Raw genomic sequence first — 17288 nt, 5'->3', positions numbered from 1 at the left:
GGAGAACAAAAGTGGTCGCAGGAAAAAGAAAAAATGGATTTTACTTATGGACCGTCCGTCTACTAGTATTCATGCTGGTATTCGGACAGTTTGGCGTGTACGGGGGGAACCGGGCACATGCAGCAGTAGGAAGCGGGATAGTCTCATCAAGTAATGATTACCAATATGTGTTGACCAACAACAACGGCCAATTACAGGTGAATCAAAAATCAGTTAAGCTGGGTTGGGTGAGATCATATGAGATTTCAACATCAGGATATTCTTTTAGGAGAAGCCAATCGATTAATGGAGCAGTTGAGGACATAACCAAGATTTCATTTGGCTCCTATACATCTACTTATGCCGGTAAAGTTACCAATGCCTTTATCATCGACTTTGCTGAGGTATGGGAGTATTACACGACTATGGAATACAGACAATCCGGAACCAATGTTGGAGTATGGAATAATTCCACCGTTGATGAATTTGGAATGACTACGCCAAGATATGTGCAAAGCTATGAGGCTACACAGTTAAGTCTTGTGATTAATGCCGATACAGGAGCGGTAGTAGATTTTGTATCTAACCTGAATCCGTATTACATACGGAAAGCAGAATCATTCAGTTTTGTAAAAGAGCCGGGGACAACACAGCCTATTACTACAAATCCTGCTGTTCCAGCTAATTTGGCGGCTGATGCCAGTGATGTAGCTATTAATCTCAATTGGTCTGCTGCTCCACAAGCTGTTCAATATGAGATTGAAGAGAATGGCGTAGTCAAAGGGCCTTTTTACGGAATCAATTATACACGTTCTTCACTTACACCCAATACTACATACACCTATAGAGTACGTGGAATTAACAGACTAGGAGCTAGTGAGTGGAGTGAGCCGGTTGCAATAACAACCTTGCTTGAGAAACCTGTTTTGGCCGTAACGCCAGAGGAAGGCAAGAATACGATTCAGTGGATGGCGGTTGAGTCTGCAGATCGCTACCAGTTGCAGATTGATGGTGGTACACCATTTGAATTAGGAAACGTAACTTCCTATGTACATGAAGGGCTTGAAGCGAATTCAACGCATACCTATGTGCTAAAAGCCTTCTCGGCTAACAATGAGAGTGCGTGGAGTAAAATGGTGAGTCAGTTAACAGTACCTGATCGTACCAACGGGCTGACGGTTACTGATGCCACATTCAATAAATTAACGGTAGCTTGGACTGCGGTAAAGGGTGCTACAGGATATGATTTGGAGATTGATGGCACTAATGTTGCTGTAACAGGCACCACTTATAGTAAAACTGGCCTTGTAGCTAATACAGAGTACACTTTTAGAATCAGACCTAAAAATGCTGGTGGTGCAGGAAGCTGGAGTGATGTAACTACAGGAATCACCCAGATGAGTACACCCGTTATTCAGTCCAACCCTTCACAAGAAGAAGTTGTTCTCATCTGGTCACCAGTTGATGGTGCAACGTCATATGAAGTTGAGGCGGATGGCGTTGTCGTTGGAGATATATCAGATTCAATCTATACGCACACAGGGCTCAAACCTGGAACGGCACATAAGTATCGTGTACGAGCTATAAGTGACAATAACATTAGCGCATGGTCGGCAGTGAAATCACAGAATACGTTGCCTGATTCCGTTAATGGATTGGTGGTCAGTGCAGCGACCAATGCAGCTGTAACTGTGAAATGGACAGCAGTAACCGGAGCCACAGGTTATGATCTCGATATCGATGGAACAGTTGTCCCTGTAACAGGAGTAACCTACACGAAGAATGGTCTCGCAGCAAATACAGATCATACCTTCCGTATTCGCTCAAAGAATGCCGCTGGTGCAGGGGCATGGAGTGATCTGATCAGTGGAATAACGCAGTTGAACACACCTGTCTTGAAAGCAACATCAGAAGAAACTGCAATCAATCTTACATGGGCTGATGTAGCAGACGCAACGAAATATGAAATTGAGGCTGATGGAGCAGTAGTGTCAACAGTAGAAGAACCTAGTTATAGCCATACAGCATTGCTGCCAGGAACAGCGCACAAGTATCGTATTCGTGCGTTGACGGATACCAACACAAGTGCATGGACAGCAATCCTGACGCAGAGTACATTGCCTGCAGCGGTATCAGGTCTCAGTATAACATCCACAACAAACACCACAATTGCCTTGAAATGGAGTGCAGTCACCGGTAGCACTGGATATGACTTGGAGATTGATGGAGTGGTAGTTCCAGTTACTGGTTTAACATATACGAAGAGTGGTCTTGCAGCGAATACGGACCATACGTTCCGTATCCGTTCCAAGAATACGGCAGGTGTGGGTGTGTGGAGCGACGTGGTAAGTGGCAGGACTCAACTCAATACGCCTGTTCTGAAAGCATCTTCCCAAGAAGATGTAATTACACTAACTTGGGAAGATGTTACTGATGCAACCAAATATGAAGTAGAGGCAGATGGTATTGTTGTAACTACGGTTACGGCGCCAGTCTATACACACGAGAGTTTGGCTCCAGGAACAACGCATAAGTATCGTGTAAGAGCCCTGACGGAGATGAACGTTAGCCCTTGGACTGCACTTCTCACTCAGAATACTTTACCGGGTTCAGTCACAGGGTTGAGTGTAACCTCTGCAACCAATGTCGCTATCGCGCTTAAGTGGAATGCCGTAACTGGAGCAACGGGTTATGACTTGGAGATTGATGGCACGGTAGTAGCTGTAAGTGGATTAACATACAACAAGACAGGTCTTGCAGCCAATACGAATCATACGTTCCGGGTCCGCTCCAAAAATACGGCAGGTGCCGGAGCATGGAGTGATGTCATTAATGGTACGACATTGTTGAATACCCCTGTTTTAAAAGCTTCCTCGGAAGAGACTGCTATTACAGTAACATGGGCAGATGTATCAGATGCGATCAAGTATGAGATTGAAGCAGATGGCTCAATTGTTGCAACAGTTAATGAGCCGAAATATGTGCATTCAAGTCTTCAGCCAGGAACAGCGCATAAGTATCGTGTACGAGCACTGGCAGATACAAACAACGGGGCTTGGACTGCTGTCTTAAATCAAAATACACTACCAGGTTCAGTTACTGGATTGGGCATTACCTCTGTAACGAACACAACAATGGCTTTGAAATGGAATGCTGTAACCGGAGCAACAGGTTATGAACTTGAAATTGATGGCACAGTTGTAGCTGCTACTGGATTAAGCTACAACAAGACCGGACTTGCGGCTAATACGGATCATACGTTTCGCGTTCGCTCCAAAAATGCGGCAGGTGCCGGAGCATGGAGTGATGAGGTAAGTGGTACAACATTATTAAATACCCCTGTTCTAAAAGCTTCCTCGGAAGACACTGCGATTACATTGACATGGGCAGATGTAACAGATGCAACCAAGTATGAGATTGAAGCAGATGGAGTCGTTACTGGTACAATTAGCGAACCGAAATATGTGCACACTAGTTTGCTTCCAGGAACGGCGCATAAATATCGTGTACGTGCACTGACGGACTCTAATACAGGTGCCTGGACTGCAGTGGTGACGCAAAGTACGATACCTGCTTCAGTTACTGGTTTAAGTATTAGCTCGGCTACGAACGTAGCCATTGCATTGAAATGGACGGCAGTAACGGGAGCAACAGGATATGATTTGGAGATCGATGGTACAGTTGTACCGGTAACGGGAGTAGCTTATACGAAGAGTGGGCTTGTGACAAATACGGATCACACGTTCCGTATTCGTTCTAAAAATACAGCAGGTGCAAGTATATGGAGTGAGATTGTAGAGGGCACAACTTTACTTAGCACACCTGTGCTGAAGGCTTCTTCTGAGGAACAAGCGCTCACCTTGACATGGCCTGAAGTTAAAGATGCAACCAAATATGAGATTGAAGCGGACGGAGTCTTAGCGGGTACTGTTAAGGTGCCTACTTATACTCACAATAATCTGATAGCTGGAACAGCACATAAATACCGCGTACGCGCTCTGACCGAAACCAATGTTGGAGCTTGGACTGCGGTCTTGACACAAAATACGTTGCCTGGTTCTGTGACCGGGCTAACGGTAACAAGTGTAACGAACACAGCTGTTGCTCTGAAGTGGAACGCAGTCTCAGGAGCGACGGGATATGACCTTGAAATTGATGGCACGGTGGTACCTGTTAGTGGAGTGGTTTACACCAAAACGGGACTTATCGCCAATACGGATCATACATTCCGTATTCGTTCCAAAAATACTGCTGGGGCTGGAGCTTGGGGAGATGTAACAGATGTTACAACCCAGTTAAACACACCTGCTCTGAAAGCAACATCAGAGGAAACAGCTATTACTTTGAATTGGCTTGATATTAAAGATGCAACCAAATATGAAATTGAGGCAGATGGAACAATTGTTTCTACAGTAACCGATCCCTCATATGTTCATAGTAATTTGCTTGCAGGAACATCGCACACCTATCGTGTGCGTGCATTAACGGATAAGAACAGTAGCGCTTGGTCTACGGTCTTGACTCAAAACACTTTCCCGGGCAGTGTGACCGGATTGAGTATGAATTCTGCAACAACAGTAGCCATTGCTATGAAGTGGAATGCAGTTACGGGAGCAACAGGATATGATCTGGAAATTGACGGTAAAATAGTCGCAGTAACCGCTTTGGCCTATACCAAAACAGCACTTCTAGCCAATACAGAGCATACCTTCCGCATTCGTGCCAAAAATGCTGCTGGCATTGGTAGCTGGAGTGAGATTGTAACCGCCTCGACCCAATTAAATGTACCAACAACGCTGAAAGCTGTACCTGAAGAAACTTCAGTTACGCTGACATGGAATGAAGTTGTTGGTGCAACAAAATATGAGATTGAGGCAGATGGCATAGTGGTTGCTACTGTAAGTGATCTCTTGTATGTCCATAATGGAGTACTTGGTGGAACCATTCATAAATATCGTATTCGTGCCCTGACCGACACTAATGTGAGTGCATGGACAGCAATATTGTCCCAAACTACGTTACCTGCAAGTGTCTCAGGCTTGAGTATTAACTCAGCAACCACAGTGGCTATTGCGCTGAGATGGAGTGCTGTAACTGGAGCTACCGGGTATGATCTGGAGATTGATGGTACGGTGGTTGCCGTGAGTGGAGTAGCTTATACGAAGAGCGGACTTGCACCAAATACGGAGCATACTTTCCGGATTCGTGCCAAAAATGCTTCTGGTGCGGGAGCTTGGAGTGAGATCATAACGGGAATGACTCAATTAACTACACCTGTGCTGAAGGGAACTTCGGACAGAACAAACGTTTTTCTGACTTGGGACTCGGTTGGGGGAGCTTCGTCTTACGAAATTGAAGCCGATGGGCAAATTGTGGCGATTGTCAGTGATACAACGTTTATTCATTCTGACCTGTTACCGTCCAGTTTGCATAAATATCGCATTCGGGCATTCAATGATCAGAACACAAGCATATGGTCTTCTGTACTAAGTATTAGAACATTGAATTAGTAATGTATAAGGGGGAATGGGTTTGCATATATGTGCATCCTGTCCCCCTTTTTTGTTTTGCAAATAGACTATGGCTTCATCAGAGAAAATAAGGTAATCTATAGTTATTATCTATTCGGAAATGGAAGTTTGAGAGGGGCGTTTTAGCGATGAATCTAGGTAATTGTCCTCGCTGTGGTAAATTATATGCGTTGAATTTTCGAGATGTATGCTCGAACTGTATTAAGGAAATGGAACAGGAATATCAGATCTGTGTAGATTATTTGCGCGAAAATAAAGGCACTAATATACAGGAACTATCTGATGCAACAGAAGTTTCGATCAAAACCATTACCAAGTTCATCCGTGAGGGACGGATTTCCATCGAAAATGCCCCGAATATGATGTATCCTTGTGAAGTATGCGGAACATTGATTCGTGAAGGTCATATGTGTGACTCTTGTCGTAATCGTTTGACGAAAGACTTGGCTAGTGCAGCTCGCGATGTAGGTCAGAAGGATAACAACAATGTAGGCGGACGAACCTACAATGCTGTCGACAAACTACGCGATTCATAGGAACGAGGTCTTAAATACAGATCTTGCTATAACAAATGTTTTGAAACGTACCGATAAACTTATTAAAGATTATCGGTTTTTTTTATTTTCCTAATCATTTTGATAACATAAAGATAAAGTAAGAAAAACGTATATCGTCGTTAAAAACCCTATTTGGAAGGAAGTGCAAGTTAAATGAAAATCAATGAACCGAGTAGAATTGGCGCCATCAATTCATATCAAAGGAACGTTGAATCCAATCAGCAGGCTGATGCCAAGAAGAGCCGCCGTAAGGACGAAGTATCCATTTCTCCGGAGGCGATGAAGATGCTTGAAGAACAAAGTCGTACACAGGATGCAGGACGCATACAACGGATACAGGAACTGAAGGAACAGGTGAGTTCGGGAACGTATCAGGTAGATAGTAGCAAGCTTGCTGACAAGCTGCTGCCGTATTTTAAGTCTTTTGATAAGGAATAGGTGATCACGTAATGGCAGCACTGGACAGATTAATTGCAGTTTTGCAGCAAATGGAACAAAATCACCGCGATATGCTGGCACTCAGCGAGGTCAAGAGACAGGTCATTGTCAAAAACGATGTGGATGAACTCATTGCCGTTCTGAACAAAGAATCCCGTTTCATGAAACAACAGGAGCCATTGGAGATTGAACGGCAGAGCGCAGTTCACGAATTGCTTCAGGAGCGTGGTATCAAGTCCATGCTGAACCTGAACATTACGGAGATCTCGAAGCTGATTTTTGATCCGGCTGACAAACTGCGATTGCTTGAAGTCCAGAAGAAGCTGGCGGGAACACTGCATGAATTAAAAGAAATCAATCAACTGAATCAAAAGCTGATCGAGCAATCGTTGATGTTTATTGATCTATCAATGGACATCTTTGCTTCTCGGCCAGAACAGGATGCCACATATCAGCATCCTGCTGATAAGAACGGTAATCCAGGGCGAATCGGTCTGTTTGACACGCGTGCCTGATTAAATTAGGGGGAAACCAGAGTGACATCTACATTTCATTCAATCGAAACGGCTAAACGCAGTTTGTTCACACAGACGACAGCTCTTAGCACAACAGGTCATAACGTAGCCAATGCCAACACGGAAGGGTACTCACGCCAAAAGGTAAACATGCAGGCATCCATTCCAATGGAGCCGTTTGCATTTCTGCACAGCACTACACCAGGACAGCTCGGTACAGGGGTAGAGTTCGACTCTATTACCCGTGTGCGCGAGAAATTTCTGGATGACCAATATCGTAATGAAAACACCAACTTCGGGAGTTGGTCCATTCAACGAGACACGCTTGAGAAACTTGAAGCTATTGTGAACGAGCCTTCCAACACCGGATTTCGGACGGTTATGGATAACTTCTACAAATCATGGTCCGATCTGAGTAAAAACCCTGAGGACGTTACAGCACGTCGTATTGTCAAGGAAACAACACTGGCTCTTACGGATGCGATGAATCAGATTAGCCGCCAATTGGATGCGCTTAGTCAGGATTTGGATAGTAACATCGCTGTGAAAAGCAATGAGATCCAGGGTTACCTGGGTAACATTGCGAATCTCAATAGTGCCATTGTAAAAGTCGAGTCTCTTGGCGACAATGCCAACGATTTGCGCGACCAACGTGATCTGATGACGGACAAGCTGTCCAAAATAATGAACGTTACCGTTACAGATTCTCCGCAAGGATACCAGGTTCAGATGAATGGACAGGCACTCGTTACAGGCGGGGCTGTACAAGTGGCGGTCGATCCTGCTTTTCTGAATACAGCATATACAGCGGGAACACTCACTAATGGTGAGGTTCATGGCATGATTAAGTCGAGAGACACGTTGGTAAGTGATTATAAGAAGCAGATGGATGAACTTGCTAACACGCTTGCAAATGGTGATATTGAAATCATACTTCCAGCAGGATCGGTTATCCCTGCTACGAATGCCTTAGGACTTGCAGGGGGGGCGTTAGCAACAGACACGAAGGTAACCGTAAAGGGACTCAATGGTCTGCATCAGCTGGGGTATACGATGGATGGTACAACCACCCCAGGTCTACCTTTCTTCACAGCAACAGATGGTGGAACAGCAATTACAGCTGGCAATATCTCATTGAACGCAGAAATTTTGGCTGATCCGAATAAAATTGCTACTTCTTTGCGTACTACAGATGCGTCCGGCACAGAGACTGTAATCAAAGGTAATAATACACTTGCCATTTTGCTCGCCAATCTGAAAGATACACCAATGAAGTCTGCTGACGGCATGCGTAATGCAGCTATTGGCGCACAGTTTAGTGCCATTGTTGGACAGCTAGGGGTGCAATCTCAGGAAGCCGCACGTCAGACATCCAACTCGGAATTTCTGGTGGAGCAGGTGGAGACACGTCGCCAATCCGTGAGCGGAGTATCATTGGATGAAGAGATGTCCAATATGATCAAGTTTCAGCATGCCTATAACGCATCCGCTCGATTTATGACCACTTATGATGAATTACTTGATAAATTAATTAACTCTACTGGGACAGTAGGCAGATAATAGAAGGGAGTGACATAACAGACCATGAGAATAACAAATAATATGCTCAGTTCACAGCTACTATTGAACCTGAACCGGAACGCACAACAGATGAATAACACCCAGACCCAATTAGCTACAGGTCGGAAGATTAACAAACCTTCAGATGATCCGGTAGGAATAACGTACTCCCTTCGTTATCGTGCAGAGCTATCCTCCAATGAGCAGTATCAGAAAAACGTAGACAGTGCTATTTCTTGGTTGGAATTCAATGATACCGTTATGAATCAAGCTGGGAACGTTGTTCAACGCCTACGTGAACTGGTAGTTCAGGGATCGACAGGCACTAATCCTCAATCTGCACTAGACAGCATTAACGAGGAAGTAAAACAGTTGAATGAACAACTAATTGATGTATCTAATAGTAAACTGAACGGCAAGTATATCTTCAACGGTGAAACCTATGACGTAAAACCTTATGAGTTTCCTACCAATCCAGATGGGTCCTTTGATACTTCGAATGCTGCATCTATTGTAACGGACAAGGGTAAAATTAACTTTATTGTTGGTGAGAGTGTACAGTTACCCATCAATGTGAATGGCAATGAGGTATTTGGTACTGGAACGGAAGAGGATAATCTATTCGTAACGGTTAATAACATTATGAAGGCTCTAACAGAAGGGGATACCGAGGCGTTATCCAAACAACTGGATAATATAGATGCCCGAATGAACAAGATGCTAGCAATTCGTTCGGAGCTAGGGGCAAAAACCAACCGTGTTGATCTGATGATGGGGCGTCTCGATGACCTTAATATCAATCTGACAGATCTGCAAGCCAAAGTCGAGGATGCAGATTATGCTGAATTGGCGATGCAATCCAAAATACAGGAAAATATCTACAATGCTTCCTTATCTGCGGGTGCTAAAATTATCTCTCCCTCTCTGGTAGACTTCCTGAGATAAAAGGAGGGCTTAACCCGTGAAGACTCTTCCGGTTGTCCAGATTCGAACAACGCCATCCATTCTCAATATGGATGCTGACCCTGGTCAGTACTCTATTCGTCAGCCTAAGGCAGAAGTGCAGCTAAACACCAGACCTGCCAAGCTAACGGTAGAGAGTCATCCTATCATTCTTCGTGTAGATCAAAGTAAGGCTTTCTCTGCTTACAATGGCGGGAATATGATCGATATGAACGCACGAATATATTCTGGAATACAGCAACAATTTCTTCAAAACATGGCTGAACGCGTTCAACAGGGGAATCAATTGGCAGCGATCCATAAGTCAGGTAATACAATTGCCAATATAGTGGGCATGGACTGGAAATCACAGCCATTCCCTGAAACGCGCACTCCGGCTTCATTTGATAATGTTGAGACACGTGTTGATACAAGACCACCGGATATTAACTTTCAACCCGCCGTTTCTGAAATGAACGTTATTGTTAACAAACCCGAGATTGAATATCAACGGGGCAAGCTTGATATTTATGTGAAACAGTATGCGTCAGTTCAATATACTCCACCTGACATAGATATCGGGTTGTAAGTTATAATGTAGAGCTATAGACGGTCTCGATATGCAGCCATCTATGGCTCTTTTTGTATAAATTCTTCGCCAAGGAGGCGTTTACCATTCATATTCATACAAGCATGTGGGGAGAACTAGAGGTCAAAGAGGAAGATCTGTATCAATTTCCTAAAGGGTTACCCGGATTTGAAGAAGAGACGGAGTACGCGTTAATTCCATGGGAAGATACCCCGTTCAGTTATTTACAGTCTGTGCGTGAACCAGGCATATCTTTCTTGCTGGTTAGTCCATTTATGTTTGTACCTGATTATAGTTTTGAATTGGGTGAAGTAGATAAGGAAGAATTAGGAATTGAAGAACAGGTATCTGTTTTCTCTATGGTGACTACTTATTCGGACACAAATAAATCTACCATGAACTTGTTGGCTCCAGTTGTACTTAATCCAGCAAAACGTCTAGGGAAACAAGTTGTACTCCATCATTCCAGTTATGAGACACGTCATCTCATCTGGGCCGAAGATGAAGCAAACTCAGTGAAGGGTGGAGTCTAACATGCTGGTACTCTCACGAAAAAAAGGCGAATCGATTGTGATTCAAGATCATATTGAAGTCACTGTGCTTGCTGTAGAAGGGGATACCGTACGAATCGGTATTTCTGCTCCTAAGCATATTGATATCTTTCGGCAGGAGATCTACGCATCCATTCAGGAAGCGAATAGGGAGTCTGCTACCCCTCTCGCAGCCAATATTGAAGCGTTTATGGAGCGTTTAAGAAAAACAGAAAATAAAAAAGATTAAAAATATTCCAATTTGCTATAAACAGTTGCTCACCTTCCGTCGATATATAATTTAGACGCTGCTTCGGCAGGGCGGCCGACCTTAATGTCGCGGCGTTTACCACATGGATGTGGAACTAATTTATTTTCAGGGAGGAAATACTCTAATGATTATCAACCATAACGTACCGGCGTTGAACACTCACCGCCAATTGTCTATTAACACAGGTAACACTAATAAAAACATCGAAAAATTGTCTTCCGGTCTTCGCATCAACCGTGCTGGTGACGATGCTGCTGGTTTGGCAATTTCCGAAAAAATGCGCGGTCAAATCCGTGGTTTGGACCAAGCTTCCCGTAACGCTCAAGATGGTATCTCTTTGATCCAAACAGCTGAGGGTGCTTTGAACGAAACTCACTCCATCCTGCAACGTCAACGCGAGATTGCTAACCAATCTGCTAACGGAACGAACACTGATTCCGACCGTCAAGCATTGCAAGACGAAATGAACGCTCTGACTTCCGAAATCAACCGTATCGGTAACACAACTGAGTTCAATACTCAAAAATTGTTGCAAGGTGACGGAAAAGCAAACCTCGATGGAGCTAAAGTTTTTGCTGATGGAAAACTAGCAAGTGGAGCAACCAATAAAGTTGCAGTTGCACAAACTACAACTATTGGTACTGCTGCAGCTGACGGGGATACGTTGAAGTTCACTTTGAACGGCCAAGATTTAACTGTTGGCTTCACAACGACTGGCAGTAACGGTGCTGCTGCAAATGATGGCAAGGCCTATGATGTTACTTCTAATTCTGCAAAAGTAGCTCGTGCTGCTACAGCTGATGCGGCTGCAAATGGTGCATCTTTACGTGAAGCTTTGACATCAATGATTAATGAGAATGACCAACTTAAAGGTCAATATACAGTATCGGGTGCAGGTGCTGACGTAGTTATTACCGCAGTAACTGGCGGCAAATTTGATGGTGCAGATGGAAATATAGCTGCAGCTGCAAAAACAGGAACAATAGCATTTGGTACAACTGGAACAGCAGCTGTTGGTACAACAACTTCAGTTAGTGCATCTAAATCTCTTGACTTTAGCTCATTAGAGAATACAGATGCAGCTACAACTAATGCTAACCTTCAGAAGTTAGTAGGAACTGGGTTTACAATTGGTAATCAACAAGTTGAGTTTTATAAGGCTAGTGAAGGTGCATACAAAGGCTCAGGAATTGGTGTAGCTATTGATACAGCATTGGAAAATGCCACTTACACTAATAAAGCTGATGCTTTGACGAAGGCAATTGCAGATGCTGTTGGTAGTAAAATTGAAGGTGTTACACTTACTAACAATGCCAATAACTTAGTGATCACAGCTACTAAGGGTGGGGTTGAAGGTAACAATATTGAGTACAAAGATGGTGGAGTTCAAAAAGCTTTTGAAACTTCCTTCCAAATCGGTGCTAACACTGGTCAATCCATGAGTTTGTCCATTAATGACATGCGTTCCAAAGCTCTGGGTATCACTGGTAAAGCTGGCGATGCTGGCTTCACTAAAGACAACACTGTAACAGATGGAACAAACGATGTTAAAGGCGAAGCGGCTTTGAACATCTCCACTAAAGAAGGCGCAGCTGCAGCAATCGCAGTTCTGGATAAAGCAACTGCATCTGTATCCAGCGAACGTTCTAAACTGGGTGCTACACAAAACCGTCTGGAGCACACAATCAACAACTTGGGAACAGCTTCTGAGAACCTGACAGCTGCTGAATCCCGTATCCGTGACGTTGATATGGCGAAAGAAATGATGCAACAAACGAAAAACAACATCTTGGCTCAAGCAGCTCAAGCTATGTTGGCGCAAGCGAACCAACAGCCGCAAGGCGTTCTGCAATTGCTTCGTTAATTTTAACAAGCTCTACACTAAACCTTGGATCTTTGATCCAAGGTTTTTTTATTAGATTTTACATATTACCTAAAGCTGGGGCGCGTATACGCCGATATATATTATAAATGCGAAAAAGTTGGAGGTCATTCAAGGGTGAATATTCAATTTTCCTTATCTGCTGCCTCATCTGTAACAAAACCTGCGACTGAGGTGCAGCACCCAGTTGACGCTTCTCAAGCAATAACCGACACAGCAAACATCAGGACAGCGAAGGAAGCTTATGCTAAAGAAAGACAGGGTGTGCACTTATCTGTAGGGGAAGAACTGCTGATCCGTAACATTGATAGAGCGGTGAAAGCCTTGCAAGGTCCGGAAACAACACTAGATATCAGTATTCATGAGAAGACACATGATATTATGGTCAAAGTGTTAAATAAAGAAACAGGGGAATTGCTCCGTGAGATTCCACCAGAAAAAACGTTGGATTTAGTTGCTAAGATGATGGAAATTGCCGGCATCTTGATTGACGAGAAAATATAGATTACGGAGGTGGCGAAATGGTTACACGTGTTAATGGATTTTCTGGCATGGATATTGAGAGTATGGTCAAAAGCATGATGGCAACGAAGCGAGTCCCTTTGGACAAACTCAATCAGGAAAAGCAACTGTTACAATGGCAGCGGGAGAGCTATCGTGAATTGAGTAGTAAACTATATGATTTCGGAACGAATAAGTTAATTACAAAATATGGGAATTCCACTGCGTTGAACGCTAACAAAGCAACAGTCACGGGAAACACTGATGCGGTCAAAGCTGAAGCGTCAGCAACCGCTAGTGGAGTTGAAATGAAGGTAAGCGTCACTCAACTGGCTAAAAGTGCAACGGAGTCCACGTCTGGTCTTGGACAAGGAGTAAGCAGTTCTACGTCATTAGCTGCTTTGGAAGGTGTAGACTTATCCAAGATGGGTTCAGCAGATATGGCGAATTATCTCCAAAAAGGTTTTGATATTAAAATTAATGGTGTAAGTTTCACTGATAAAGACGGGAAATCTTTATTTAATGGGTTGACTTCAATCTCTACACTGGTGTCGACCATTAACTCCAATGCTCAGGCAAATGCAGTTGCAACTTATGATGAAATAACAGGTAAATTGTCAATATCCTCCAAAACAGGAGGGCTGGATAGTAAGGTGACTGTGGAAACACCTACTGGTGGTAACTCGGTGTTGGCCCTCTTCTCGAAAAAAACGGTAATCGAAACCAATGGAGCAGGCTCAGGGGTTACCGGTGATAAAACACTGGCTGACCTATACAAACTGAGTGGTGGTAAAGATCCAGAGCCAGGTGCACCTGCAAAAACGTATAGTTTTGTTTTGAACGGAAAGACTTTTAGTTTCAATGAAAGTGATAAAATTTCCGATGTAGTAGACAAAATAAATTCCGGTGATGCGAAAGCTACCGCGAGTTTTGCTGACGGGAAATTAACCATCGCTGCTCAGTCCGGTGAGCAACTGAAGATGAGCGGTGGCTCCTATGAATTTATGAATTTGTTTAAAGGGATCAACTCTTATGGGGATGTTGCGGGTCAACTTACGTCTACAGCAGGCCAAGATGCGATAGTAAGTGTGAACAATGAACCTCTAAAAGACATCAAGAGCAATACATTCACTCTTAATGGTATACAGATTACCTTAATGGATGTAACGACGAAGAATGGAGTGGATACTCCGACCATTATCAAGAATCAAAGTGACCCAGATAAAGCGCTGGAATCCATCAAGAGCTTTATTGAAGATTACAACAGCCTTATTAAATCTCTGAATTCAAAGGTTGAAGAGACGAAATATCGTGACTTTAAACCTCTGACAGATGAACAGAAGAAAGAATTGAAGGAAACTGAGATCAACACTTGGACCGAAAAGGCAAAAAGTGGTTTGCTAAAAAATGACGATATCATTAAAACAGTATTGTCCGAAATGCGTCAAGTGATCACGGATAAACTCGGTCCATTAAGTGCTTTGGGTATTACAACGGGTAACTATTCAGAGAATGGTAAGTTAGTTATATTGGATGAGACAAAGCTTAAAGGGATGATTAGTGCTAATCCACAGCTTGCATTGGATCTATTCCAGGGTCCAACCAACGCTCCTAAAGAAGGCTTGTTCGACAAATTGGCAGATAAGGTCTCCAATGCGATTGAGAAAGTCTACCAACGTGCCGGTACCAACAGATATACAACCGATGTAACCAGCGCATTCCGTGATGAAAACATCATGGGGCGTAAAATGAAGGATTATAATAATCGAATTCTGATGATGCAAACCAACTTGCAACGAACAGAAGATAGATACTATAAACAATTTGCTGCGATGGAAGCGGCAATGAACAAGATGCAAACACAGTCGTCCAGTCTCTTTTCCAGTTTAGGACAATCTTAATATAAAGGGTGAGACTTTTGATTACATCTCCTTATGATAAATACCGTCAATCCTCAGTTCAGACTTCAAATCCGGCGCAATTGGTCATTATGTTGTATGATGGAGCAATTCGTTTTGTTAAGACAGCTATTGATGGGTTGACCCAGAAGGATAATGAGAAGACAAGTCTGAATTTGGGGAAAGCTCAGACCATCATTAGTGAATTGATGAGCACCTTGGACCGTTCTTATGATATTTCCAAGAGTCTGCATTCATTATATGAATACACGAATTATCTTCTTGTGGAGGCAAACATTCGCAAAGATGTGACCAAAGCTGAAGAAGCAGTAGGATATTTAACGGATCTTCGTGAAACGTGGTTACAAGCTTCTAAGATTGCTGCAGGTCAGGAAGCGCCACCTGTCACTACTGAAAGTGCTCATGGATAAATCGTCATATCTGACTCAGTTACAGCAACTGACAAGTAATATCATGGACGTGTTATATGAAGCTGAGTATGAGCAACTCGAAGCTTTTGTTGAAGAGCGCCAAGTGATTGTTAATGGACTTGTGGAGCAGTTTTCTCTCCAGCCCGCAAGTGTAACCGAGAAGATAGAGATCGAACAGCTCTTGGGCAACGACAACGAAATTGTAGCACGTATGAATGTTCTGCGATTAGAAGCTCAGGACTGGTTGCATAAACGAGGACAAGCCAAAACACAGCGAAATGCTTATGAGTCAGGTTATACACCAGATAGTTTTTTAATGGACAAAAAGAAATGATTATTTTACTAAACCTGTATGCATTGCTTGGCTTAATTAGTCAAGCGATGTATACAGGTTTTATTTTATTTGTTTTTATTTGTAATAAAAAGAAGGGAATGTATCTGATTTTGTCGAATATATAATTGTTATGAAAATACATAAAAGGAGAATTATTATGAAAAAAGTATTATTAGTAGTTTCTAAATGTTTACTAGGCTTCACATTAATAAGTGGATCATGGAGTGGAACAGCAGGGGCAGAATCTGCTGAAACCAATGAAGGGAGTCCGAAGCCTGTCCAGTTTGAACTGCCTAACAATGTCTCCAAGCTAGAACTTCCTGAGGGAAGTTTTTCAACTAAAGGGTTTGCTAGAGGTAAAAAGATTGAGGTTGATCGTCCTGAGATTTCTATTCTGTCCAATTTTAACGTGACGGGCGATCGAATAAGTTTTAGTGACAGTTTGACTGCAGTTGACCCAGCAGATTTTTGGTTTTTTAGTGTGCCAACTGATCGCACAATCCTGACACAGTTGAGATCTGCTAATGCTAATTACAGAGTTGATTTGTATTCAATTGATTGGAATACAGGAACTGCAACTCCAACACCATTTTGGGGCAAGGCAGGCGAGATCAGATTTGCAACGGATTTAGCTGCAGGTGACTGGGGCCTCCGAGTTACGTCTACAGGCAGTGTAGGGGACTCGTACAGCATCCATGCCAATATGGCGAATCCTTCTGTGGTTCCTGATCCGAGTAATCCTGCCAATACGGCGAAGCTTACTTCGTACTCTGAAAACCTAATCTCGGCAGTGATGGAGTATCCTAATGGCGATATTACTGTAAATGGTGAAAAGATTGGGAATACCTCGGCTGTGAGTAATATCAATGCTCATCTCACATGGGCAAGGGAATATACCTTTACAAGCGGTGGAGCTCATTCGTCCATAAATCATGATATTGATGATGTACGGATTAAAAGTGTCACAATTCCACTTAAGTATACATCTCAATATGCGCAGTCTGATAATGCTGTTTTCATAACTCTAGATAAAGGAACTTTATTTACCTCATTCCGTTCTAATTTTGTTTCTGGGGTACCTACTTCCAGCTGGAGTACATTTGAAGATGTTCAAGGCAGAACAACTCCTCGCAGACTTGATGAAATTGATATGCTTGGTGATCCGGACCTCTTGGTTTATGACTTGGATAAGAAAAAGGTTATTGATTTCGCGAGTAGCTTGAACTATTGGTATGCCAAGGGGATAGAGACATTCCCCTCTGTTGTGTATTATAAATAATTTAAGACGTTTCAAATTGGATTTGAATATTGGAAAAGTTGACTCAAATAA

Annotated in this window: 15 protein-coding genes; all 15 read left to right on the top strand. The window is 43.1% G+C overall.

Annotation, left to right across the window (positions count from 1 at the left end; genetic code table 11):
* Window positions 1–11 precede the first annotated feature (11 nt).
* The 15 genes from NSQ20_RS28730 to NSQ20_RS28660 all read left to right on the top strand — a co-directional run bounded on the left by NSQ20_RS28730 (window position 12) and on the right by NSQ20_RS28660 (window position 17237).
* Window positions 12–5489 carry a fibronectin type III domain-containing protein gene (locus NSQ20_RS28730; protein ID WP_340031283.1) on the top strand — a complete coding sequence of 1826 codons (5478 nt, stop codon included), beginning with the start codon at window positions 12–14 and terminating at the stop codon, window positions 5487–5489.
* Window positions 5490–5638: 149 nt separating this feature from the next.
* A complete protein-coding gene (locus NSQ20_RS28725; protein ID WP_074092501.1) occupies window positions 5639–6046 on the top strand; it encodes a TIGR03826 family flagellar region protein in 408 nt (135 codons plus the stop codon).
* A 174-nt stretch (window positions 6047–6220) separates the two neighbouring features.
* The gene (gene flgM / locus NSQ20_RS28720) at window positions 6221–6505 is read left to right on the top strand and encodes a flagellar biosynthesis anti-sigma factor FlgM (protein ID WP_047840678.1); all 285 of its coding nucleotides are present in this window, start codon (window positions 6221–6223) and stop codon (window positions 6503–6505) included.
* Between the two features lie 11 nt (window positions 6506–6516).
* Window positions 6517–7020: a flagellar protein FlgN gene (locus NSQ20_RS28715; protein ID WP_340031282.1), complete on the top strand. Its 504-nt coding sequence runs from the start codon at window positions 6517–6519 to the stop codon at window positions 7018–7020.
* Between the two features lie 21 nt (window positions 7021–7041).
* Window positions 7042–8580, top strand: a complete 1539-nt coding sequence (flgK, locus tag NSQ20_RS28710) for a flagellar hook-associated protein FlgK (RefSeq protein WP_340031281.1) — start codon at window positions 7042–7044, stop codon at window positions 8578–8580.
* A gap of 24 nt (window positions 8581–8604) precedes the next feature.
* Complete coding sequence (gene flgL, locus NSQ20_RS28705; protein WP_340031279.1) at window positions 8605–9525, top strand: flagellar hook-associated protein FlgL; 921 nt, start codon at window positions 8605–8607, stop codon at window positions 9523–9525.
* A gap of 16 nt (window positions 9526–9541) precedes the next feature.
* Window positions 9542–10111, top strand: a complete 570-nt coding sequence (locus NSQ20_RS28700; protein ID WP_143781096.1) for a DUF6470 family protein — start codon at window positions 9542–9544, stop codon at window positions 10109–10111.
* 53 nt (window positions 10112–10164) lie between these two features.
* Window positions 10165–10644 carry a flagellar assembly protein FliW gene (locus NSQ20_RS28695; protein ID WP_340031278.1) on the top strand — a complete coding sequence of 160 codons (480 nt, stop codon included), beginning with the start codon at window positions 10165–10167 and terminating at the stop codon, window positions 10642–10644.
* Between the two features lies 1 nt (window position 10645).
* Window positions 10646–10891, top strand: a complete 246-nt coding sequence (gene csrA / locus NSQ20_RS28690) for a carbon storage regulator CsrA (RefSeq protein WP_074096614.1) — start codon at window positions 10646–10648, stop codon at window positions 10889–10891.
* Window positions 10892–10994: 103 nt separating this feature from the next.
* Window positions 10995–12776: a flagellin gene (locus NSQ20_RS28685; protein ID WP_340031277.1), complete on the top strand. Its 1782-nt coding sequence runs from the start codon at window positions 10995–10997 to the stop codon at window positions 12774–12776.
* Window positions 12777–12911: 135 nt separating this feature from the next.
* Window positions 12912–13298, top strand: coding sequence for a flagellar protein FlaG (locus NSQ20_RS28680; RefSeq protein WP_076319198.1), 387 nt, complete (start codon window positions 12912–12914; stop codon window positions 13296–13298).
* 17 nt (window positions 13299–13315) lie between these two features.
* Complete coding sequence (gene fliD / locus NSQ20_RS28675; protein ID WP_340031276.1) at window positions 13316–15196, top strand: flagellar filament capping protein FliD; 1881 nt, start codon at window positions 13316–13318, stop codon at window positions 15194–15196.
* A gap of 17 nt (window positions 15197–15213) precedes the next feature.
* Window positions 15214–15624, top strand: coding sequence for a flagellar export chaperone FliS (gene fliS, locus NSQ20_RS28670; RefSeq protein WP_074096610.1), 411 nt, complete (start codon window positions 15214–15216; stop codon window positions 15622–15624).
* Entirely contained in the window at window positions 15617–15958 is a 342-nt protein-coding gene (locus tag NSQ20_RS28665) for a flagellar protein FliT (RefSeq protein ID WP_282320109.1), read from the top strand. The genes fliS and NSQ20_RS28665 overlap by 8 nt, the downstream gene beginning before the upstream one ends.
* 157 nt (window positions 15959–16115) lie before the next feature.
* The gene (locus tag NSQ20_RS28660; RefSeq protein ID WP_340031275.1) at window positions 16116–17237 is read left to right on the top strand and encodes a hypothetical protein; all 1122 of its coding nucleotides are present in this window, start codon (window positions 16116–16118) and stop codon (window positions 17235–17237) included.
* Window positions 17238–17288 lie beyond the last annotated feature (51 nt).

Source organism: Paenibacillus sp. FSL K6-1122, from assembly GCF_037977015.1.
GTDB classification, from domain to species: domain Bacteria; phylum Bacillota; class Bacilli; order Paenibacillales; family Paenibacillaceae; genus Paenibacillus; species Paenibacillus amylolyticus.
The sequence above is the reverse complement of the archived record's forward strand: the minus strand, read 5'-3'. Positions and strand labels throughout refer to the sequence as shown.